16 protein-coding genes are annotated in these 22,831 nt (G+C 63.4%); 10 read left to right on the forward strand and 6 right to left on the reverse strand.

What is annotated here, in order from left to right; genetic code table 11:
- Positions 1-97: 97 nt before the first annotated feature.
- A complete protein-coding gene (locus UUA_RS06175; protein WP_008435187.1) occupies positions 98-940 on the reverse strand; it encodes an energy transducer TonB in 843 nt (280 codons plus the stop codon).
- A 373-nt stretch (positions 941-1,313) separates the two neighbouring features.
- Between UUA_RS06175 and UUA_RS06180 the strand changes: the two genes are divergently transcribed.
- Positions 1,314-4,877: a methylmalonyl-CoA mutase family protein gene (locus UUA_RS06180; protein WP_039953649.1), complete on the forward strand. Its 3,564-nt coding sequence runs from the start codon at positions 1,314-1,316 to the stop codon at positions 4,875-4,877.
- A 133-nt stretch (positions 4,878-5,010) separates the two neighbouring features.
- A complete protein-coding gene (locus tag UUA_RS19280) occupies positions 5,011-6,744 on the forward strand; it encodes a P-loop NTPase family protein (RefSeq protein ID WP_153022809.1) in 1,734 nt (577 codons plus the stop codon).
- A 343-nt stretch (positions 6,745-7,087) separates the two neighbouring features.
- Here UUA_RS19280 and UUA_RS06185 read toward each other — a convergent pair whose 3' ends face one another.
- Positions 7,088-7,792, reverse strand: a complete 705-nt coding sequence (locus tag UUA_RS06185; RefSeq protein ID WP_008435191.1) for a transposase — start codon at positions 7,790-7,792, stop codon at positions 7,088-7,090.
- 264 nt (positions 7,793-8,056) lie between these two features.
- Here UUA_RS06185 and UUA_RS06190 point away from each other — a divergent pair, with 264 nt between their 5' ends.
- Positions 8,057-8,323, forward strand: coding sequence for a membrane protein (locus UUA_RS06190; RefSeq protein WP_008435193.1), 267 nt, complete (start codon positions 8,057-8,059; stop codon positions 8,321-8,323).
- Between the two features lie 122 nt (positions 8,324-8,445).
- The gene (locus UUA_RS06195; protein ID WP_050981815.1) at positions 8,446-9,141 is read left to right on the forward strand and encodes a L,D-transpeptidase; all 696 of its coding nucleotides are present in this window, start codon (positions 8,446-8,448) and stop codon (positions 9,139-9,141) included.
- A gap of 628 nt (positions 9,142-9,769) precedes the next feature.
- On the opposite strand, the gene UUA_RS06200 is transcribed toward UUA_RS06195, so the two are convergent.
- Positions 9,770-11,701, reverse strand: coding sequence for a CocE/NonD family hydrolase (locus UUA_RS06200; RefSeq protein WP_008435196.1), 1,932 nt, complete (start codon positions 11,699-11,701; stop codon positions 9,770-9,772).
- A 292-nt stretch (positions 11,702-11,993) separates the two neighbouring features.
- On the opposite strand from UUA_RS06200, the gene UUA_RS06205 reads away from it, so the two are divergent.
- The 5 genes from UUA_RS06205 (at position 11,994) to UUA_RS06225 (ending at position 18,930) form a co-directional block, all read left to right on the forward strand.
- On the forward strand, positions 11,994-13,553 hold the full coding sequence (locus tag UUA_RS06205) for an FAD-binding oxidoreductase (RefSeq protein WP_008435197.1): 1,560 nt from the start codon (positions 11,994-11,996) through the stop codon (positions 13,551-13,553).
- Positions 13,550-15,172 (forward strand): glycerol-3-phosphate dehydrogenase/oxidase, encoded by a 1,623-nt coding sequence (locus UUA_RS06210; RefSeq protein ID WP_008435198.1) that lies wholly within the window; start codon positions 13,550-13,552, stop codon positions 15,170-15,172. Before UUA_RS06205 ends, UUA_RS06210 begins: the two co-directional genes overlap by 4 nt.
- Positions 15,169-16,728, forward strand: coding sequence for an FGGY-family carbohydrate kinase (locus tag UUA_RS06215; protein WP_008435199.1), 1,560 nt, complete (start codon positions 15,169-15,171; stop codon positions 16,726-16,728). Before UUA_RS06210 ends, UUA_RS06215 begins: the two co-directional genes overlap by 4 nt.
- Before the next feature lie 18 nt (positions 16,729-16,746).
- Positions 16,747-17,922, forward strand: a complete 1,176-nt coding sequence (locus UUA_RS06220) for a helix-turn-helix domain-containing protein (RefSeq protein WP_008435201.1) — start codon at positions 16,747-16,749, stop codon at positions 17,920-17,922.
- Positions 17,923-18,315: 393 nt separating this feature from the next.
- Positions 18,316-18,930: a DUF6448 family protein gene (locus tag UUA_RS06225; protein ID WP_238533001.1), complete on the forward strand. Its 615-nt coding sequence runs from the start codon at positions 18,316-18,318 to the stop codon at positions 18,928-18,930.
- A 231-nt stretch (positions 18,931-19,161) separates the two neighbouring features.
- Here the strand turns inward: UUA_RS06225 and UUA_RS06230 are convergent, their stop codons facing one another.
- Together UUA_RS06230 and UUA_RS06235 are read right to left on the reverse strand one after the other, a co-directional pair.
- Positions 19,162-19,998 carry a phosphosulfolactate synthase gene (locus UUA_RS06230; RefSeq protein ID WP_008435205.1) on the reverse strand — a complete coding sequence of 279 codons (837 nt, stop codon included), beginning with the start codon at positions 19,996-19,998 and terminating at the stop codon, positions 19,162-19,164.
- 40 nt (positions 19,999-20,038) lie between these two features.
- A complete protein-coding gene (locus tag UUA_RS06235) occupies positions 20,039-21,427 on the reverse strand; it encodes an MmgE/PrpD family protein (RefSeq protein WP_008435206.1) in 1,389 nt (462 codons plus the stop codon).
- Positions 21,428-21,782: 355 nt separating this feature from the next.
- On the opposite strand from UUA_RS06235, the gene UUA_RS06240 reads away from it, so the two are divergent.
- Positions 21,783-22,484, forward strand: coding sequence for a transposase (locus UUA_RS06240; RefSeq protein ID WP_008435208.1), 702 nt, complete (start codon positions 21,783-21,785; stop codon positions 22,482-22,484).
- On the opposite strand, the gene UUA_RS20265 is transcribed toward UUA_RS06240, so the two are convergent.
- Positions 22,370-22,795 carry a transposase gene (locus UUA_RS20265; protein WP_337999104.1) on the reverse strand — a complete coding sequence of 142 codons (426 nt, stop codon included), beginning with the start codon at positions 22,793-22,795 and terminating at the stop codon, positions 22,370-22,372. The genes UUA_RS06240 and UUA_RS20265 overlap by 115 nt on opposite strands.
- Positions 22,796-22,831 lie beyond the last annotated feature (36 nt).

Here is a 22,831-nt window from a genome sequence, read left to right on the forward strand (position 1 = left end):
TTATTTACGGATAAGTTCTTAGAACCCTGGTTGGCGCAGGTCCACCTGCGATGGCCGGGCGACAGCACCCGGCCGAATAGCCGAAAGCTGCCGTGTGTCAGCCGTGGTTGAGCGGGGAGAGCAGGGTCGGGCCTGCGCCGTCGGTCCGCACGGCATCGTCGGCGAGGGCATCGGCTGCGTTCATGTCGGGCTTGTCGACCCAGGGCGCCGGCGTGTACGGCCCGGGGATATAGCTCACCCAGGTGCGATCGGGCTTGGGTGCACCCAGCGCGTTCAAGTTGTAGTTGACCGGAACATGCGCCGTCCAGCTGTCTTGCCGTGCCAGCGGGCCCGTCGTGGGGATCGCAAAGCTCCACTGGCGCGCCGCCTTGAGGGCCGCCTCGGCCAGGATCTCGCGGTATTGCCTGACTACGCGGTCCGGGCCGGTGTTGCTGAGGTTGACCTGCTCGGCGACGGCTTCGACCACGCGGCCGCTGCGATCCACGCGCAGCGCCAGGTACACCGTTCCCTGCACGCGGCCGCGGACCGCTGCCTGGGGATATTGCGGCGGGATTTTCTTGCGGCCTTCGGTATCGCGCAGCGTGTCGGTGGAGTCCGTGTTGCTGTCGCCGAACGTGGCGCCCTTGATGCGCGCATCGTAGTTGCCGTCGGGCATTTTCCTGAGCACCACCCGGACATGCATGCTGCTCTTGGCAAGCACCGGCTCGCCGTCGCGCAGCACGGGTTGGAAGCGCCACTGCAATGCGGCCTTGCGCACCAGGTCCGCGATGGGCTGCCCGTACTTGGCCCCGTCGTCGATGACCGCAGTCTGCACCGTGCCGTCCTTGGCGAGCACGATGGTTCCGCTGACGACGGCAGAGGACTCGACGTCCGTGGTGGAGCTTGCCTGGGCGACCATCGTCGCCATGGCGAGGAGTGCGCCCAACAGTGCTTTCTTCATGCGTGCTTTCCTTAGGTTGCGTTGAACTCGATCAGTCCTGCGCGGCAGGCGCAGGCAATCGGGTCCGATGGTTCCGGTGTTGTCCTGGCCGTTTTCGGCAGCCACGCATCCGTCTGCGCTCGACAACGCCATGCCGGACACGGTGGCCCCTTCCCCATTTCGTGACTTGCCCCTTGGCCCGGCTTCCAGTGGACGCCGCATCGCCGATGCCGAGTATGCAAGCAAACTGCGGCTTGCGTCAGCCTGCCCGGGCGCGTCCGGAGGACTGTCGGGATCATCGCATCCATACGCTCAGGTACGCGCTGCAGCAAGCCCTTGGTGCCGATCCCCATTAGAATCGACCAGTTGATCGCACACGATGTCCGGAGTTGCCATGAGTTCCCCCGCCAAGCATGTCCCCGCCAGCGCCCCGCAGACGGAAACCACCCCATTGCGCTTCGTCACCGCGGCCAGCCTGTTCGATGGCCACGATGCGGCGATCAACATCATGCGGCGGATCATCCAGTCGCAGGGCGCGGAGGTGATCCACCTCGGCCATAACCGCTCGGTGGAGGACGTGGTGCGCGCCGCGCTGCAGGAAGACGCCGACGCGATCGCGCTGTCGTCCTACCAGGGCGGCCACGTCGAGTACTTCAAGTACATGGTCGACATGCTGCGCGAGCGCGGCGCCGGCCACGTGCGCGTGTTCGGCGGCGGCGGCGGCACCATCACGCCGGAAGAGATCCGCGAGCTGGAAGCCTACGGCGTGGAGCGCATCTACCACCCCAACGACGGCATGCACATGGGCCTGGTACACATGATCGAGGACGTGGTGCAGCGCGCCGGGAACGCCGCCGCGAAGCGTGCCAGTTCCGAGACCAACGCACTGCCCAAGGTCGACATCGACGACGAGATCACGATCGGCCACATGCTCTCAGCCATCGAGGAAGGCAAGCTCGGCGACGGCGAGCTCGAACACCAGCGCAAGCAGTGGAAGCTGGCCGGCAAGCACACCCCCGTGCTCGGCCTCACCGGTACCGGCGGCGCCGGCAAGTCGTCGGTGGTGGACGAACTGCTGCTGCGCTTCCTGCATGCGTTCCCGCACATGCGCATCGCCGTGCTCGCGGTCGATCCGACGCGTCGCCGTTCCGGCGGAGCCTTGCTGGGCGACCGCATCCGCATGAACTCGCTCCGGTCCCATCGCGTCTACATGCGCTCGATGGCCACCCGTCGCCAGCACGCCGCCACCAGCGTGGTGCTGCACGACTGCATCGACTTCCTGAAGAGCCAGCCGTACGACCTGGTGATCGTCGAAACCGCCGGCATCGGCCAGAGCGACTCGGAAATCGTCGACCTGGTCGACTTCCCGGTCTACGTGATGACCAGCGACTACGGCGCCGCGAGCCAACTGGAGAAGATCGACATGATCGACTTCGCCGACCTGGTGGTGCTGAACAAGTTCGACAAGCGCGGCGCCGAGGACGCGCTGCGCGACGTGCGCAAGCAGTGGAAGCGCAACCACACCGCGTTCAAGGTGGCCGACGAGGACGTGCCGGTCTACCCGACCATCGCCAGCCAGTTCAACGACCCGGGCGTGACCTGGATGTTCGCCAACCTGTGCCGCCTGATGCGCGAGAAGTTGCACCTGCCCGCGGAGAAGTGGACGCCGCAGCTCGACACCACCCTGAAGGAACCGCGCGCCACCGTGCTGATCCCCGGCAGCCGCGTGCGCTACCTCGCCGAGATCGCCGAGCAGGGTCGCGCCATCAACAAGGGCATCGAAACCCAGGCCGAATACGCCAGCAAGGCGCAGCACTACTACGAGTCGCTGAAGGAACTGGGCGACGACAAGCTGCCGCGCCCGCTGGAGCTGTACCGCAGCGCCGATTTGCAAACTCCGCCAACCTCCCAGTCCGTCATCCCGGCGCAGGCCGGGATCGCATCACCTGCGGACGACCAGCAAAAGAGCGATTCCGGCCTGCGCCGGAATAACGAGCACGGAGTGGACCGCAGCCTCCTGCTCCTGCGCCAGCGCTACAACGCCGCGCTGAAGGAACTCAGCCACGAAGCCATCCACCAGCTGCGTGATTGGCCCGCGCTGTACGCCTCGGTCACCGCCGACGTCAACGAATACAAGGTGCGCGACAAGGTCATCCGCGTCGACAACTACCGCGAATCGCTGAGCCACCAGAAGATCCCGAAGGTCTCCCCGCCGAAATCGAAGGACTGGGGCGAACTCGTCACCTTCCTCGGCAAGGAAAACCTGCCCGGCCACTACCCGTACACCGGCGGCGTCTACCCGTACCGTCGCAGCGGCGAAGACCCCACCCGCATGTTCGCCGGCGAAGGCACGCCCGAGCGGACCAACCGCCGCTTCCATTACCTGAGCCAGGGCGGCGCCGCCACGCGCCTGTCCACCGCGTTCGACTCGGTCACCCTGTACGGCGAAGACCCCGCGCCGCGCCCGGACATCTACGGCAAGATCGGCAACTCCGGCGTCAACATCGCCACCCTGGACGACATGAAGAAGCTGTACTCCGGCTTCGACTTGAGCGCGCCCAGCACCTCGGTGTCGATGACCATCAACGGCCCCGCGCCGATGATCCTGGCGATGTTCATGAACACCGCCATCGACCAGAACGTGGAGAAATACCTGCGCGAGGACGACGCGCGCTGGGCCGCCGCCGAAAAGAAGATCGCCAAGCTCTACGAAGGTCGCCAGCGCCCGCAATACCTCGGCGAGCTGCCCACCGGCAACGACGGCCTGGGGCTGGGCCTGCTGGGCGTGTCCGGCGACGAACTGGTCGATGCCGAAACCTACGCGCGCATCAAGAAGGACACCCTGACCCGCGTGCGCGGCACCGTGCAGGCCGACATCCTGAAGGAAGACCAGGCGCAGAACACCTGCATCTTCTCCACCGAATTCGCGCTGCGCATGATGGGCGACATCCAGCAGTACTTCGTCGACCACCATGTGCGCAACTTCTACTCGGTGAGCATCAGCGGTTATCACATCGCCGAAGCCGGCGCCAACCCGATCAGCCAGCTCGCCTTCACCCTGAGCAACGGCTTCACCATCGTCGAGTACTACCTCGCGCGCGGCATGAAGGTGGACGACTTCGCGCCGAACCTGAGCTTCTTCTTCTCCAACGGCATGGACCCGGAATACACCGTCATCGGCCGCGTCGCCCGCCGCATCTGGGCCCGCGCCATGCGCGAGCGCTACGGCGCCAGCGCACGCAGCCAGATGATGAAGTACCACATCCAGACGTCAGGCCGCTCGCTGCACGCCCAGGAAATCCAGTTCAACGACATCCGCACCACGCTGCAGGCGATGTACGCGCTGTTCGACAACTGCAACAGCCTGCACACCAACGCCTACGACGAAGCCATCACCACGCCCACCGAGGAAAGCGTGCGCCGCGCGGTGGCGATCCAGATGATCATCAACAAGGAACTCGGCCTCAACTTCAACGAGAACCCGTGGCAGGGCAGCTACGTGGTCGACACGCTCACCGACCTGGTCGAGGAAGCGGTGTACAGGGAGTTCGAGGCGATCAGCGAGCGCGGCGGCGTGCTCGGCGCGATGGACACCATGTACCAGCGCGGCAAGATCCAGGAAGAGTCGATGTATTACGAGCACAAGAAGCATGATGGCTCGTTGCCGTTGATCGGCGTGAATACGTTCCTGCCGAAGGATCATGGCGGGGAGATTGCGACCGAGATCGAGCTGATTCGGTCGACGCCCGAGGAGAAGGGGGCGCAGATTGCCCATGTGAAGACGTATGGTGATTCACGGAATGCGTTAGCGCCGGAGAGCTTGCGGACCTTGCAGAACACGGCGCGGGAGCGGAAGAATGTGTTCGAGCAGTTGATGGAGGCGGTGAAGTACAACTCGTTGGGGCAGATTAGTCATGCGCTCTACGAAGTTGGGGGGGAGTATCGGAGGAATATGTAGGTGGGTCGTTTTGTCGGCATTGATTATTGATTTGCCGGCAGCGTCGATATTTTCGCCACGGGCAATTTCATTGTAAAAATGCTCACGAATTATAGGGCGATGTAACGGCGCTAATTAATTTCTTGATATAATAATGTTGATCACTTCAGAAATAAGCGAGGTCAGAATGAGTGGTGTGAAAATATATCACATGATTCGCGAATTTCTGGGGGATGCTGGCCAACAGACTCTCCTGATATATGGTCCTTGGGGTGTGGGTAAAACTTATGCGGTAAACGATTTCATTGCAGGTTACGATTTTTCCAAAACTTCAGAAATTATCGCCAAATCGTATATTTCTCTTTTTGGTAAAAAGACCATTGACGTCGTTCAGGAGAAAATATTTTCTGGATCCATTCCTCTATTAAAAGACAAGGAAAAGAAGCACTACGTCGATCTGTATCTTCAAATCAAAAAATCTAAAATTGGTAAAATGACCAGTCTCGTGGGAACCAAAGCCGGCCAGATCAATATTCCATGGATTGGTGGAATCGGATCATTACTTTCTCACGGCAATTATGTATTAGTCGTAAATTCGCTGATTGTTATTGACGACCTAGAAAGAAGGTCGGAAAGTGTGTCGCTTAGGGATGTACTGGGAACTGTTGATGACCTGGCACGTCAAAAGAATTGCAAAGTCATAGTTCTCTGCAACGAAGATGCGCTCGGGGACGATAAGAAGGTTTTCGACTATTACAGGGAAAAAGTTTTTGATGTTGAGCTAAAATTTAGCAGTGATCCAGATCGTTCTGCGGGCATAGGCTTGGGCTCAGATGACTTTGCAGCGATTGCTAAGCCTGTCCTGATCAAGCTGGAAATATGTAATATCAGAGTAATAAAAAAATTTGCATACCTCGCTCGTCAAATTTGGTCCGAAATCAAACATGCGGACGCGGCATTTATTCAAGATGTGATTGCGCACGTCGCAATTTTTACCTGGGCGCGCTTCGATTCATCATCATTGGTGCCGCAGGAAAAGCTTCCTGTATTGGCTAGTGAGCAATCGTGGATGGCGTCAGCATTCGACGACAAAGAAAAAAAGGTAAAAGAGGAATGGGAGAAAAAGTGGGCGGGCGCCGTCGACCTTTTGGGGTTTTCCTCTGAGGGCTACGATTCTCTCATCGTAGAGTATCTTTTAACCGGTATTTGGACGCCTGACGCATTGGCGCCGTTTCGGGAAAAATATAGTAATGACCTGAATGCCTCCGCTGCCTCCTCAGCGCTTCGTAAGGTCTGGGATCTATATTCGGATAGCCTGAACCCTAACCAGCAACTATTCGTGGATGGTCTCAGAGGAGTGATTGAAGCTCACGGGGATCACTTGTCGCCGCAGGACGTAGATAGCGCATTCCATATTTTCGAGGACTTGGGGGTCGAATTTTCCGATCTCTCAAATAGCTATTTGAAGAGGACGGTTGGCAGCGTTGCGGCTGCAGCACGGAATCCTTTTCCTGTTAGGTCTTTTCGGTCTAAAGTTTTACGGGAGGCTATATCAATCCAAAAGACGTTAAATAATATAATTCCGACAATAGACGTTGCCGCTGGGCATATTGCTCTGGAGCGATCTTGGTCCAACGAGGATATCGTTTCATTGGAGGTGTGCACGGAAGAAGACATTACTGAATGGATCAATTCATCTCCAGACGAATTGCATTCAAAGATCAAGTATGGACTGCTTTTCGTAAATATGAGTCTGGATGAGCGATATGAAAAGGTAAGGGATAAAACTATCCGAGTTTTGCGTAAATTTTGGGACATGAGTGAGCTAAACAAAATTAGAATTAGGAATCTATACGATCTAGATTTCGATAAATTGGGCGATAGCTAAACAAAGGGATCAGGTTCATTTAATCCTGGTTTTTAAAACAAAAGGGGTCACAAAAAAATGGGGGCGGAGGGAATTAAGCCTTAAAAAAGGGGTCTAAAAAAGGGGTCAGGTTCATTTTCCGTGGGGAAGGGTCAGATCAACCCCGGGCTCTAAACCCGACCGCTACTGGAATCGTGGGGACGTCGGCCGTTCCGGATCATGTTTTGGAGAGAGGCAGAAAACGGGGCCAGATTCACTTACCGCCCATAACCGGGCAATAACGGGCTCCGTTTCGCTTCTAAAGGAGAGGGTTCAGTTGACAAAACAAAAGGGGTCAGGTTCATTTCGAAAAAAGGGGTCAGGTTCATTTTTCCAATGTTTCGGGTGGCTTCGGTGGCCGGCCGCGCGGTCGGACGCTGACGGCTCGCTGGGTTAGTGCTTCGATCTGTTGGCGGAAACGGTCGCTGCCCCAGGCACGTTGTTGCTGGGTGTGTTGGCGCAAGGCGATGAGCTGTGGTTCGTCCAGGAGCTCGCGGATCAGTTCGCGATAGGCCGTTTGGCGTGCGGCTGGATCGGATCCCAGATTGAGATATTCCTGGTGCGGGGTGATCAGTGGATGCTGTTTTCCCCATGCATTGTGGGCGTAGCTCGACCACGGGTAATCCCCGGGCATGATGGTCATGCCGGCTCGGACAGGGTTGAGCTCGATATAGCGATAACAGGCCATCAGGTAGCGCTCCGAGTCGATCAGTGCGGCCTTGAATCGGCCCTCCCACAATGTGCCGGTACGCTGACAGCGTGCGTTGAAGCTGCCGACGTAGCGACGCCCAACCGCTTGCATCATGCGGGAAATGGCACCCGTGCCGGATGGCGTTACAAGCAGGTGGACATGGTTGGTCATCAGTACGAAGGCATGTACGGCGCAGTCATGCTTGAGCGCGGCTTCGCCTAGTTCCTGCAGGTATTGTCCGTAATCGACGTTGGTAGCGAAGCATGCCTGCCGATCATTGCCACGTTGCACGACGTGTTGCGGGATGCCCGGCAGGTCAAGTCGTGGCAGTCTGGCCATGGTGGGCGTCCGCTGGGATGAGTCGGCTCAGCATGCTCATGGCGACACGACACGGCTGCCGTTGGATTCCGTCAAGCGCGCAGCCAAGTACCCCGTCCGGCTGTAGGAAAATGAACTGGACCACCTTTGGCCTTGGTCCAGGCCACGCCTTGGGATTCAACCTCATCTTCACACGCAGGGATGTATTCCGGCGTTACCGGAGGCGGGCCGGGAGGCGGGCAAGCAGGCCGCTTTATTTCCGATACCAGACGAGGGAGATAGGAAATGTCTCTGACCAAACGACACCTGGCGATGGCGCGTCTGCTCGGCGTGGCGATCGTCGCCAGCTGGGGCCTTGGCGCCTGCGCCTACAAAGACGACTTCGTGCGGGTCAACTCGCGCCTCGATCAACTCGATACGAAGGTGCAGAGCGCGGCCCAGAGCGCCGAATCCGCCAATCAGTCCGCGCAGCAGGCCAACCAGCGGCTGGATCAATTGGAAGGCCGCGTCAAGCAGCTCGAAACGGCGCCGCGCCGCGTGCCGCGCGGTTAGTCGCGCTTCGCGATGAACGGCTGAACCGGAATTCGGTGGCCCTTGCTGGCCACCGGATCCCTTGTCTGCACCCAATCTTGGTTTCAAGGAGCCGTCCCATCCGCACCTGCCCATACCCTGCGATCCGGGCCGTTCGTGGCGCACTGGCACTTGCGCTGGCGTTCGCGAGTTTCGGCGCGGCCAGCGCCGAGGAGACCGCCGCGCAACCGGTCGCCGCCGTCGACCAGCTTCCGCCAAGCCAGAAGGTGTCCGGGACGGTGATCGCGCTCGCGGGCTGGGTTGTCGCCGTCAGGGACAACCTAGGCTATCCATTCGCGGTCATCGACAAGGCCGCCGCACAGGTCCTGGTTTTCGGCGGCGACGGCCGGCTTCGTGGCGCGGCCCCTGCGCTCTTCGGATCGGCGGTCGGCGATCATTCGGCGCCCGGCGTCGCCGGTTTAGCACTACGCGAGATTCCGGCCCGGGAGCGCACGACGCCGGCTGGTCGCTTCGTGGGCGGTTTCGGTCCGTCGATCGACGCCGGGCGCGTGCTGTGGGTGGACTACGATTCCGCAGTCTCCATCCACCCGACCGCGACGGGCGTCCCGTCCGAGCGACGCGCCGAACGCCTTGCATCGCCTTCGCCGGACGACAACCGCATTACGCACGGTTGTATCAATGTCTCGCCCGAGTTCTACGAGCAGATCATCCGTCCGACCTTCGAGCGGGGCGGGGTGTTCTACATCTTGCCTGAAGAGACGCCGATCGCGGAGGTCTTCCCGGAGTTCGCGCAAAGTAGCGCGAGTGGGCAACGGGCGATAGGGTCAATGACCCGCTGACCGGACGGGCCGGTCGCGCGGGCTGCCCTTCGAAACCGGGATGGAAGTTGAATCACTTCGGGCTTGTCTTGATCGTGCCCCGGTCAGGGCCGCCGTACGCTCACCGGGCGGCCTGAAGTTCTTTCCGCCATGGCCTGAAAGCGTTTGCTTCCCAGTGCCCGTTCCCAAAAAAGGGGTCCAAAAAAGGGGTCGCCATTTCGCCGTCCGTAGTCAAGTGGCCCGCACTGGCTCTTCCCCGGCCACGCCGAAGAGCAGATCCCCGTCTTGCCGCTGACCACCCGCCGCTGTGTTTCATGCGGGCGCCAAGATCGCGCCAGTCACCGTTCTGGTTATGGCTAAAGAAAGGGATCAGCTTCATTCAATCCCGACTTTTTGGCAGCTTGGGCGGTCTGCCGCGAGGCCCGATGCTGGCTGAGCGCCGGGTCAGTGCTTCGATTTGCGGCCATCGCCGCGCGGTTCGGTGCCGGGCTGGTGGCCGGCCGAACCCAGGCGCTGGTGGTACAGGTCAGCCGTTGAATCGCGGCGACAACCAGGCCCGCGCAAAGACCGCATCGGTTGCCCGAATGAAAACGCCCGGTCCACGGGGCTGCGCGAACCGGGCGTTTCCGTGCGGCCTTCCGCGATCCGGTCAGCGGGTAGCTGCCACCGGCAACAGCACCGCGCTTCGACCTTCGTCGCCATGCTCGATCGTCACCGTCGCCTTGCGGTAGTCGGATGGCTTGGCGAAGAGAATGTTGGGCACCCAGGTCTGCGGGTTGCGATCGTAGAGCGGGAACAGGCTGGACTGGATCTGCACCATGATCCGGTGGCCCGGCTTGAAGGCGTAGTTCACCGTGGGCAGGCGGAACCTGTATTCCTGCACCTGGTTCGCCGGGATCGGCGCGGGATCGGCGAAGCTCTGGCGATAGCGGCCGCGGAAGATGTCGAGCGACACCGGCAGCTCGTAGCCGCCCATCTCCGGATCGGTCGGGTCGCTGCCGGGATAGACGTCGATCAGCTTGACCACGAAGTCGCCGTCGGTGCCGGTGGTGCGGGCGAAGAGGTCGGCGATCGGTGCGCCTTCGAGTTTCACGGTTGTGGTCAGCACCGGCGTGGTGTAGCTGAGCACGTCGGGGCGGCTTTCGACGAAGCGCTGGTCCTGCACCAGCCAGGTACGCCAGCGGTCGTTCTTCTGCGGGATCGGGCGGGGCAGGTAGGGCACCGGCTTGGCCGGGTCGGCGACGTAGCTGTCGCTGCCGCCCCTGGGCTGCTCGAAACCCAGGCCCATGTCGGCCTGCAGGAAGAGCGGGGTGAGCTGCTGCTCGCTCGCCGGCTTCCAGTTCGAGAAGCTGTCCCAGTGCTGCTCGACCGGGTTGTAGATCATCGCCTCGGGCAGCGGCTTGGGCAGCGGCGTGCCGCGTAGGTAGTGGTTGAACCAGGGGATCATCACGTTCTGGCGGAACTGCGCCGTGGTGTTGCCCGGCCACTTGAGCGGGCCCATGGCCCAGCCGTCGCGGTTGATCTGGCTGTGCCACCACGGACCCATCACGAGATGGTTGTTGGCGCCGTGCCCGGCCTTCTTGAGTGCTTCCCAGGCATGCACGGCGCCGTAGATGTCCTCCTGGTCCCACAGGCCCTGCAGCCACATCGTGGGCACGCTGGAGGGATGCGCGACGAGCAGCTTGTCGAGTGCCTGCAGCTGCCAGAAAGCGTCATAGGCCGGGTGCGCGGAGAAGCGGTTCCACCAGGGCAGCTGCTTGAAGCCGTTGGCTTCGGCATAGGCGCCGGCCGAGCCCGCGTCGAGGAAATTGGTGTAGTCGTCGTAGTTCTCGCGCGGGATGCTCTCGCCCTCGCCCGTCTTGCTCATCTGGCCGCTGAAGTAGTCGAGGTTCACCTGGCGCAGCGCGCCGTAGTGATACCAGTCGTCGCCCATCCAGCCGTCGATCATCGGGCTTTCCGGCGCCGCCGCCTTCAGCGCGGGGTGCGGATGGAGCAGGGCCATGGCAACCGTCCAGCCGTCGTAGGACGAACCGATCATGCCGACGTTGCCGTTGGATTCCTTGATGTTCTTCACCAGCCAGTCGATGGTATCCCAGGCGTCGGTGGTGTCGTCGGTCTTGGTTGGGTTGAGCGGCCCCATCGGCGGGCGCGTCATGATGTACTTGCCTTCGGATTTGTATTTGCCGCGGATGTCCTGCCAGACCAGGATGGTGCTGCCGTCGGCCCAGTCCTTGTCGCCCGACCACACCGCGTCGGCCATGTGCGGGCTGTTGCCGGGCGCCATGCCGCTGGCGTCGTAAGGCGTGCGCTCGAGCAGCATCGGCAGGGCGTGCGCGTTCTTCGGAATCATGATCACCGTGTGCAGCTTCACGCCGTCGCGCATCGGAATCATCACGTCGCGCTTGACGTAGTCGAAGTTGGCCTGCGGCGGTGCCCACTTGGCCGGGATGTCCGACGCGGTCTGGATCATGTCGGGCGTGACCTTCACCGCATCCCGGCTCGTCGGAGGCGCCGCGAAGGCGGTGGCGGAAAACAGGCAGGCAAGCGAAACAAGCGCCGAGCCCAAGGCGGCAGTCTTCATGTGCTGGGGGTCCTCATGGGTGGGGTTGCGGCCGCAACTATGGGAACGTCGGCAGGGATTATGCAATCCGCCGGTGGCGGCACCGGCCGCGCCCATGGCCAATACCGCGCCGCTCGGTTTCAGGAAACTGCGTGTGTTCCGATCGTGGTTCACTGGAGCCGCAATGGGTGACGGCGAGAGACCGAAGGGGTGCAGAAAGCCGGGCGACATGCGCGATAGTATAGAGTGTCGGCGACAGCACTCGGAGTGGGCAATGCGGCGTTGGAACGGCTGGGGCGAAGAGACGACCGTCATGGCTTTGCCGGCCGCCGGCGAGGCGTTTCTCGCCGCGCGGGTGGGCCCCGGCCAACGGCTGGCCGATGCCAGCTTGGCGCAGGTGCTGGATACGGTGCCGGTTTCGCGACTGCCGGCGCATCCGTTGGTCAGCGTGGCGGCCGAGGAGCGCGTGCGGCATGCCCGCGGGCAGAGCCTGCCGGACTGGTTGGCGATGCGCTCCGGCGAGTTCGGCATATTTCCCGACGGCGTCGCCTGTCCGGAAACCGCCGCGCAGGTCCGCGAGCTGCTGGACTGGGCCAGGACGCACGACGTGGTCGTGATTCCCTACGGCGGCGGCACCTCGGTGGTTGGCCACATCAACCCGCAAGCATCCGCGCGGCCGGTGCTGACGGTGTCGCTGGAACGCCTGAACCAGCTGTTCGAGATCGACGAGGACAGCCTGCTCGCCACCTTCGGCCCGGGCGCCAACGGGCCGCAAGTGGAAAGCCAGTTGCGCGCACACGGCTACACGCTGGGCCATTTTCCCCAATCATGGGAGCTGTCCACGCTGGGTGGCTGGGTGGCCAGCCGTTCCAGTGGCCAGCAGTCGCTGCGCTATGGCCGCATCGAGCAGTTGTTTGCCGGCGGCACACTGGAAACCTTCGCCGGCCCGTTGGTGATTCCGGCCTTCCCGGCGTCCGCCGCCGGGCCGGATCTGCGCGAGCTGGTACTGGGCTCGGAAGGTCGCTTCGGCATCCTCTCCGAGGTCAAGGTGCGGATCACCCGGCTGGCCGCGCAGGAGCATTTCTACGCGGTATTCCTGCCCGACTGGAACCAGGCGATGCAGGCGGTCCGCCAGCTGGTGCAGGCGCGCGTGCCGCTGTCCATGTTGCGCCTGTCCGGCGCGGTCGAAACACAGACCCAGCTGGTGCTGGCCGGCCAGCCGCGGCCGATTGCCTGGCTGGAAAAGTATCTGGCGCTGCGCGGTGCCGGTGACGGCAAGTGCATGCTCACCTTCGGCGTCACCGGCAACCGCGTGCAGAACGCAGCCTCGCTGCGGCAGGCCAGGAAGCTGCTGAAGGGTTTCGGCGGCGTGTTCACCGGCCGCGTGCTGGGCCGCAAGTGGGCGGCGCACCGCTTTGGGTTCCCGTATCTGCGGCACAGCCTGTGGAGCGCCGGTTACGTGGTGGACACGCTGGAAACCGCCACCGACTGGAGCAACGTCGACAACCTGCTGCAGCAGGTCGAAGCCAGTCTGCGCGAGGGCCTGGCCGCCGAAGGCGAACGGGTGCACGTGTTCACCCATTTGTCGCACGCCTACGGCGAGGGTTCGAGCCTGTACACCACCTACGTGTTCCGCCCAGGCGCCAGTTATGCCGAAGCGCTGGCGCGCTGGCAGCGCCTCAAGCACGCGGCCAGCCTGGCCATCGTTGGCCAGCACGGCACCATCAGCCATCAGCACGGGGTGGGTCGCGACCACGCCGCGTACCTGCCGGTGGAGAAGGGTGCGCTGGGCATGGCCGCGCTGCGGGCGTTGTCCGCACATTTCGATCCGCAGCAGCAGCTGGTGCCCGGCGTGCTGATCGAGCAGCCGTGAGCACCACCGCCTGGAACGCTGCCTGGCGTGAACATGCGCTGCCGGCGCTGGCGGCGCAGGAGTGGGATCTGCTGGTGGTCGGCGGCGGCATCTGCGGCGCCGGCATCCTGCGCGAGGCGGCGCGGCGCGGCTGGCGCTGCCTGCTGCTGGAGCAACGCGATTTCGCCTGGGGCACGTCCAGCCGCTCGTCGAAGATGGTGCACGGCGGCCTGCGCTACATCGCCAAGGGCCAGTTCGGACTGACTCGTGCTTCGGTGCACGAACGCCAGCGCCTGCTGCACGAGGCCCCCGGGCTGGTCGATCCATTGAGCTTCGTGCTGCCGCATTACCGTGGCGGCTTCCCTGGGCCGAAAGTTTTCGGCGGCCTGCTGACGGTGTACGACGCGTTGGCCGGTCAGCGCCGCCACCGCTATTACCCGCCGCCGCAGCTGCGCTATCTGGCACCGGGTCTGAAACAGCAAGGCCTGCTCGGCGGCACGCGCTTCTTTGACGCGGTGACCGATGATGCACGCTTGGTATTGCGCGTGCTCGGCGAGGCGCGCGCCGACGGTGGCGAGGCGCTGAACGGCATGCGGGTGGTAGAGCTGTTGCGCGCGGACGGCCGGGTCGCCGGCGTGCTCGCTGAAGACGTCGAGAGTGGCCGGCAGTACCGTTTCCGCAGCCTGGCGGTGGCCCAGGCGACCGGGGCGTGGGCGGATCAGTTGCGCCAGCCGAGCCACCCCGGGCATATCCGTCCGCTGCGCGGCAGCCATCTGCTGCTGCCGGCGTGGCGGCTGCCGGTGGCGCACGCCATCAGCTTCATGCACGCCGCCGACCGGCGGCCGGTGTTCGTGTTTCCGTGGGAAGGCGCCACCGTGGTGGGCACCACCGATCTCGATCATCACGACCCGCTGGAGATGGAGGCGCGCATCAGCACCGAGGAGCTGGATTACCTGCTCGCCGCGATCGCGCAGGTGTTCCCCGGCGCGCGGGTCCGCGCCGGCGATGTGCTGTCCACCTGGGCCGGCGTGCGGCCGGTGGTCAGCGCCGACGCGTCAGCCCGCAAACCCTCCGACGAAAACCGCGAGCACGCACTGTGGATCGAACCGGGCTGCGTGACGCTGGCCGGCGGCAAGCTGACCACCTTCCGCCCGCTCGCGCTGGAAGTGCTGCGCGCGTGTGCCGGATTCGTCGGCCGCGCGCTGGATGACCCGCCGGCGGCGGTGTTCAGCCCGTGCCCGCCGCTGCCGTTGCCGATGCTCAGCCCGGCCCGGCAACGACGCCTGCGCGGGCGTCACGGGCGCGCGTTGCCGGGATTGCTGGCGCTGCTGGCAAGCGTCGGCAGCGAACGGGTCGGCGCGACCGAAACGCTGTGGGCGGAGTTGGCGTGGGCGGCGGACAATGAACTGGTGCTGCACCTCGACGACCTGCTGCTGCGGCGAACCCGGCTGGGCCTGCTGCTGGCCGGCGGTGCGCTGGCCGAGCTGCCGCGCATCCGCGCGTTGTGCCAGCCGCGGCTGGGCTGGAGCGACCAGCGCTGGCAGCGTGAGCAGCAGGACTATCTGGCACTCTGGCGGCGTTGCTACAGCCTGCCCGAGTCCGTGGCAGTGCGGCAACCAGCGGAGGGCGTGGAGCCATGAGCGAGCAAGGCTACCTGCTGGCGATCGACAACGGCACCCAGAGCGTGCGCGCGTTGCTGTTCGATCTGGACGGCCATTTGATCGGCAAGGGCAAAGTCGAGTTGCAGGCGTACTACTCCACCCAGCCGGGCTGGGCCGAACAGGATCCGGAGTATTACTGGACCAGCGTGGGCGAGGCCTGTCGGCGCCTGTGGGCGCAGCTGGACATCGACCGCAGCCTGATCAGGGGCGTGTCGCTGACCACCCAGCGCGGCACCGTGATCAACGTCGACGAACACGGCCAGCCGCTGCGTCCGGCGATCCTGTGGCTGGATCAGCGCCGTGCCGAGGTGCGTGGCCGGATCAACGGGCCGTGGGGCTGGCTGTTCAGGCTGGCCGGCGCGCAGGCGACGGTGGATTATTTCCGCGCCCAGGCCGAGGTCAACTGGGTTGCCCAGCAGCAGCCGGAAATCTGGGCGAAGACCCACAAGGTGCTGCTGCTGTCGGGCTTTCTCAGTCAGCGCCTGTGCGGGCAGTATGTCGATTCGGTGGCCTGTTGCGTGGCCTACCTGCCGTTCGATTACAAGCGCCTGCGCTGGGCGGCGCCGCGCGACTGGAAATGGCAGGCGATGCCGGTGCGTCGTGCGCAGTTGCCGAAGCTCTACAAGCCGGGCGAGCAGCTTGGCCGCATCAGTGCCGAAGCCAGCCGCCACACCGGCATTCCGGAAGGCCTGCCGCTGATTGCCGCCGGCGCCGACAAGGCCTGCGAGGTGCTTGGCGCTGGCGGCGTCGAGCCGGACACGGCCTGCCTGTCCTATGCCACTACCGCCACCATCAACACCACCCGGCGCAGCTACCTGGAAACGGTGCCGATGATTCCACCGTATCCGGCCGCGGTGCCCGATCACTTCAATACCGAGGTGATGATTTACCGCGGCTTCTGGATGGTCAGCTGGTTCAAGCAGGAGTTCGGCCTGCGCGAGATGCAGCGCGCGCAGGCGTTGGGCGTCGAGCCGGAGGTGTTGTTCGATGAGCTGGTCAACGCGGTGCCGCCCGGTTCGATGGGGTTGACGCTGCAGCCGTACTGGTCACCCGGCATCCGTGATCCGGGGCTGGAGGCCAAGGGCGCGATCATCGGCTTCGGCGATGTGCACACTCGCGCGCATGTCTACCGGGCGATCCTGGAAGGCCTCGCCTACGCGTTGCGCCAGGGCAAGGAGAAGATCGAGCGACGCTCGGGCACCCGGATCACCCGGCTGCGTGTTTCCGGTGGCGGCTCGCAAAGCGATGCGGCCATGCAGCTCACCGCGGACATCTTCGGCCTGCCGGCCGAACGCCCGCAGGTTTACGAAACCTCCGGCCTGGGCGCGGCGATCTGCTGCGCGGTGGGGCTCGGCCTGCATCCGGATTTCCCGACCGCGATCAGGGCGATGACCCGGGTCGGCCAGGTGTTCCAGCCCGACCCGCAGGCGCAACGCATCTACCAGCAGCTGTATGCCGAGGTGTATCTGCGCATGTACCGCCAGCTGCGGCCGCTGTACCGGAAGATCCGCCAGATCACCGGCTATCCGGCCTGAATCGACGAGGGGCGCGCCATGCAGTTTTCGCTGATCGACATCCTGCTGGTGACCAGCATCATCCAGGCGCTGGCGCTGGCCGCGTTCCTGCTGCTGCCGGAAAACATCCGCACGACCAGCAACCGGCTGCTGGTGGTCACGCTGATCAGTTTTGCCGCCGGCCTGACGGAAATCCTGTTCTACGGCACCGGGTTCACGCTGCGCCATCCAGGGCTGGCCTATCTCGGCACGCTGCTCGGGTTGCTGCAGGCTGGCACGCTGTATCTGTATGCCAAGGCGCTGATGTTCCGCGGTTTCCGTCTGCGCAAGGAGCATCTGGTGCACACGTTGCTGTTCTGGGTGGTCGCTGCGGTGTTGATCGTGGAGTACTACCAGCAGCCGACCGCAATCAAGCTGCAGATCCTGCAGCGGCGCGACTATCCGGGTGTGCTGACTTCGCCGCTGCTGGCGGTGGCCATCCACGCCGTGGTGCTTGGCTACCTGTACGCAACCATCCGCGCCATTTCGCGTTTCGGTGCGGGCCTGCGGCGGGTTTTTTCCGATCTCGAGAACAAGCAGCTGTCGTGGCTGCGCTCGCTGCTGCTGGGTTATTTCGCGGTGTGGCTGGTGAGCTTGCTGTACTGCCTTTCCGCACACATCTTCAAGCGTCCCGGCGAGGCGGATTGGGTGGTGGGCTTTGCCGGCGTGACCGGGTTCGTGTTCGTCAATTACCTGCTGCTCAATGCATTGCGCCAACCGGTGATCTTCCGCGGACTGGATGCCGAGGAAGCGGCGCTGCTGGAGGACGTGGCGGCAGCCGCATCGCCGCCGCCTGCGACGGTGGCCAACGACGATCAGGCGCTCAGGCAGCGACTGCAGCAGTACATGCGCGAACAGCGCCCCCATCTGGGCTCCAACCTGACCGTGGCGCAGCTGGCCCGCGCGCTGGCCGTGACGCCGCGCGAGCTGTCGCGCGTGCTGAATCAGGGCTTCGACCAGAATTTTTTCGAGTTCATCAGTGGCTACCGGCTGGAAGAGGCGAAGGCCCGGCTGGCGGATCGCACCTGCACGGACACGATCCTGCAGGTGATGTACGACGCGGGCTTCAATTCGAAATCCGTCTTCAACACGGCGTTCCGCAAATCGACCGGCATGACCCCCAGCCAGTACCGCGCCGCCCACGTTCAGTCGCCGCCGGTGGCGCCGCTCGACTGACGGGCCAAACCACCCGGTGGCGTGATCCCGGCGAACGGCGGTATCTGGCGGCACGGCGACGTCTGCGGGTGATCCGGTCCGCTGTGGCAAGGCAGCTCCGGCGGGTACCGGGATGACGGCCATCGCGGGCATGGTGGCGTGCTCCGGCGAGGCCAGCGGCGGAGGCGCCCGGTTCGACTTTCGGTCGCGACCAAGATCGAACCGGCAACCCTTTGTTTATCCTGCAGATGACGTCTTGCTCTGGAGGCGTTCGAATGCGTGCGTGCGAACGACGCCGCCGCCAGCAGGCCCCACCATGGTTTCCAGCGAAGGGATCGGGCCGCGACTTGCGGGTACCGGCTCGACGCTTCGTCCCGAACCATTCAACAGGAGCACTCCATGAACTTTTCCATCTTGCACAAACGCGTGATCGCGGTCGGCGTCGCCGCCGCACTCGGCTTCGGCATGGTCGGAACCGCCTCCGCCCACTGCGATGCGGCAGACGGCCCGGTCATCACCCAGGCTACCGTCGCCCTCAATACCGGCGACATCACCCCGCTGCTGAAGTGGGTACCGGAAACCGGGGAGGCGACCGTCAAGCGCGCCTATGCGCAGGCCCGCAAGCTGCGTCAGCTGGGCCCGGAAGCCCGCCAGCTGGCCGACATGCACTTCTTCGAAACGCTGGTTCGAGTCCATCGCGCTTCGGAGGGCGTGGCCTTCGACGGCGTCATCAAGCCCGCCGGCGGGATCGAGCCAAGCGTGGCCGCCGCCGATGCCGCCCTGAAGGGCGGCAACGTCGATGCACTCGTCACCGAAATCACCGGCAAGATCGAGCACGGCATCCGTGCGCGCTATGCGGCGGCACGGGCGGCACAGGCCAGCGCCGATGCCAGTGTCGCGAACGGTCGGGCCTACGTGAACGACTACGTGCAGTACATCCACTACGTCAAGAATGTGGATCGCGTGGGGGCAGGCACCGCCCATGGCGCGAAGGAGCACAATGTGGCCGTGGCGCAAGACGCGCACTGAGTACGGTTGGCGGTACCTCGGATTGGCCGGTCCGGTTGTCGTCCTCCCGACGCCAGCCGGGATCCGCCCCCCCGCAGGGCGACAAGTGCCCTGCGGGGGGGGCGGCGTCGGCCACGATGTTGGCGAGCGAGCCGTAGTCATTGCTTGCGCCGCATCGGCACGATGTCTGAAGTGGGCTGGACCGACGCATCCACATGGCTGTCCGTGCCGATGCGCTGAAGCGTGCCGCGGTTATCCGGCGGTACCGACCGGGGCGGGGTTGGCAATCCGTCCCCAGGTGGATTTGTTGCCCCAGATGTTCTGGCGCAAGCCTTCCAGTTGCAGGATCTGCGAGTGGTCGACGAACAAGTTGACCTCGTTGCCGTAGTTCTTGATGTACCACTCAAATACCAACGGATCAGCCGATTCGAACATCACATGCTCCAAGCCCACGCCGTTGATGATCGACGCAGCCGCGGCGGTGTTCCAGTTCACCACGTTCTCGGTGATGCCTTCGGACTCGATCATGATGATGTCGGCACCCGCATCCAGTGCGCGTTTGGCGCGGTTGATCAAGTCACCGACATCCTTCTTGCCTTCGGCGGCGAGCTCGGCTTCGGTGGAATCGCCGCCGGAGCCGAACTGGATACCCAGCTCGGGTTTGGCCTTGAGGCCAGCCTTCTTCACCTGTTCGATCAGGCGCAACAAACCTGACGTCGGTACGGTGATGAAACCGGTGGAAATCTCGATGACATCGAAGCCCACTTCCTTGGCCTCCTTCAGATATTTGGCGACGGCGTCCGGGCCATAGCGCAGTACGGTCTCGATCCAGCCGCCGGATGAGATGTACGCGTTGTGCTTGTGTGCGAGGTCACTGAAAGCGCGCACCTGTTCGCGCGGCAGCAGGGCAAATGAGCCACCGGCCCACTTGACGCCGTCAATCCATTGGCCGGCAACCTCAAGTACGTCGGCGAGGTGGCGCGTGCCATAGGTGGAGTAATACGGCCCGCGGACTTCGGTCAGGCCGCAAGCGCGGGGTTTGTCGGGGCGATAGGCGCGGGGAACGAGGTCGAAACTGGTGGTGGCCATGACGGGCCTCCTTGGTGGAATGAAAGGGATAAAAGACGGGTTATGCCGCGGCACGGATTCGACGCTGCAACGGCACTTTTGCCAGCAGCGCCGTCAGCGCACGCACGCTGTGGGTATCGAGCTCGAGTACGCTGCGGGTGATCTGCTCGCTGAGCGTATCGTCGGCAAATGGCGTGACCAACCGCTGGAATTTTTCACAGGCGGCCGCCCAGTCCAGTGGTTGGGAAGTGAAACCTTTGTACGTGGCGGCAGTAGCCGACAACGTTGTGCCGTCGGTCAATTCCACTTCCACCTGGCTGGGCATCTCGTGCGGGAAGCGTGCCGAGAATTCGGCGTCGGGCGCGACTGCAACCTTGTTCAACAGGGCCTGCACATCGGCACTGAGAATACGTGGCAAGGCGTACTGCTGTGGTTGGACTTCGCTGTCGAGTAGCGCTGCGGCCACCATGTAGGGCAGCGAGTGGTCGGCTTCTTCCTTGCTGCGGATATGGCGCTTGTCGCCTTCCTCCCCGCCACCGATGATGTCGTAGGCGACCTGGAACGTGGTGATGCGCACGGCCTTGATGGCGTCGGCGTGGAAGCCGGGTTGGCCGGTGATGGTGATGGCGGCATCAATGGAAGATTGCGAATGGATCTCGGCATTGTGCTTCTTGATGATGGTGCGCAAGACGCTTTCCAGATTCTCCTGCGACCAGTCGATGGTGAACGGGCCGGTGATGGTTTCCTTGAGCCCCTTGTTGCCTTCAAAGACTTGCTCCGGACCGGTGATGCCGACCTGCGCCAGCAAGGCGGCGTGCACGCCTTCTTTGCCCACTTGCGGATAAGCGAGGCCTTTCCAGTTGGATAGGTTGCCGGTGCGTGTGACCCGCAATGCGTTGTTCGCCGTGCCGGAGATGGCAATGGCGTTGGCGGTCTGCGCAGCATCCAGCCCCAGCGCCTTGGCGACTGCTGCAGCGGCTGCGTACGCGCCTTGCACTGTATGGTCAAAACCGTTGGCGCGTACCGGCGCCACGTCGGACATGCGCGTCTGCACTTGATAGGCCACGGCAACCGCGGTGAGGAAATCCTTGCCACTCGCGTCAGCACTTTCCGCTGCCGCCATGACGGCGCCGATGTTGTCCGATGGGTGGCAGGTTTCTCCGGGTGCCAGATAGCTGTCCATGAAGTCGAGATAGCGGCTGAGCCCGATGTTGTAGAACGCGGCGCGGTCGGGGGCGGAGCTGCCACCGCCAATCAAGGTTGCGGTACCGTTGCCACCGAGTGCGGTGGTGAGCTTGCGGATGGCCACCATCGGGGGTGCGTCCAGCGCGCCGATGGCCACCCCTAGCGTGTCGAGGATGCGGATCTTGAGTTGCTCGACGGCAGGCGCGCTGAGTTGCGAGTAATGCGCGCCGTGCACGAAGGCGGCGAGGGTTTGTACTTCAGTCATGGCTTGGCTTCCTGTGCCGATAGGGGAGTGGCAATCGGAAGCAAATCGGAGCGATCGTTCGTTCGGGATTCACTGGACTACCAGTGAGAATGATTCTCGTTACGAGATACTAGACCGATCTGGTACGGTATGTGCTGACGTGGATCAATCCACACGCGGTAGCACCGGGCATATGCGATGCGAGCCTATTGGGCAGTGTCCTGAGGCGGGACCGCGACCACGATTCCACAGCGCAGTGGAAGCCACCGGAAACCCGGGTCAGAGTGCACTTTTCTGACAGCGCACTGCTGGCCTGGCCGATATCCGGGCGTTGAGAGATGGCGCAGCCTTGGGAACGTCGCTCAAGGAAGCTCCCATGCCACGTCAGCCAAGGCTCGATCTACCGGGTATCCCTCAGCATGTCGTGCAGCGGGGCAATGACAGGCAGCCGTGTTTCTTCGAGGAGGCCGACTACCTGCGCTATCTGCAGGAGTTGAAGGAGCTTGCCCTGCGTCGGCATTGTGCCGTGCATGCCTACGTGCTGATGACCAATCACGTGCACCTGCTGCTGACGCCTGCAGCTGTAGGGCAGGTGGCGGCGCTCATGCAGTCGCTCGGGCGCAGGTACGTGCGCTATATCAACGACCATCACCACCGTACCGGAACGCTCTGGGAGGGGCGCTACAAGGCCTGTCCTGTCGACCGCGACAGTTACTTGTTTCACTGCTACCGGTACATTGAGCTCAACCCGGTGCGTGCTCGCATGGTCGACGACCCCGATGGCTATCGCTGGTCGAGCTACGGTGCCAATGCGCACGGGAGTCTGGATCCCTTGGTTACACCGCATCCGATTTTTCTGGCGCTGGGTCGTGACACGCCGTCCCGGCAAACCGCCTATCGCGAGCTGGTCAGGCAGGCCATCTCCGATGACGACCTGGCTGCCATACGCCTGCATTTGCAGCGTCAGCACGCGCTGGGCACGGACCGCTTCCGTGCAGCCATTGAAGCGCAGCTTGGGTGCTGCGCCGGCCCGGCGAAGATCGGCTGCCCCCGGAAGCGCATGGAAAGTGCACTCTGACCCGGCTTTTGGAACAGGCAGGCCTTGTAGCGGCCTTCCCACAGGGTGCCGGTGCGCCGATGGCGGGCATTGAACTGACCGACATAGCTGCGTCCCAGTTTTTGCATCAGGCGCGCGATGGCGCCTGCTTCGGGAGGTGTGGCCAGCAGGTGGACGTGATTGTCCATCAGCGCGTAGCCATGCAGTGCGCAGTGTGTGTCGAGCAATGCTTCGCGCAGCAGGTGCAGGTAGCCATGCCGGTCGGTGTCATCCAGGAAGCAGGGCAGGCGGTTGTTGCCTCGCTGGACGATGTGTTGCGGGATACCAGGCAGGTCGAGTCGCGGGAGTGTACTGGTCTAATGCTTTCG

Source organism: Rhodanobacter thiooxydans LCS2 (genome assembly GCF_000264375.1).
GTDB lineage: Bacteria > Pseudomonadota > Gammaproteobacteria > Xanthomonadales > Rhodanobacteraceae > Rhodanobacter > Rhodanobacter thiooxydans.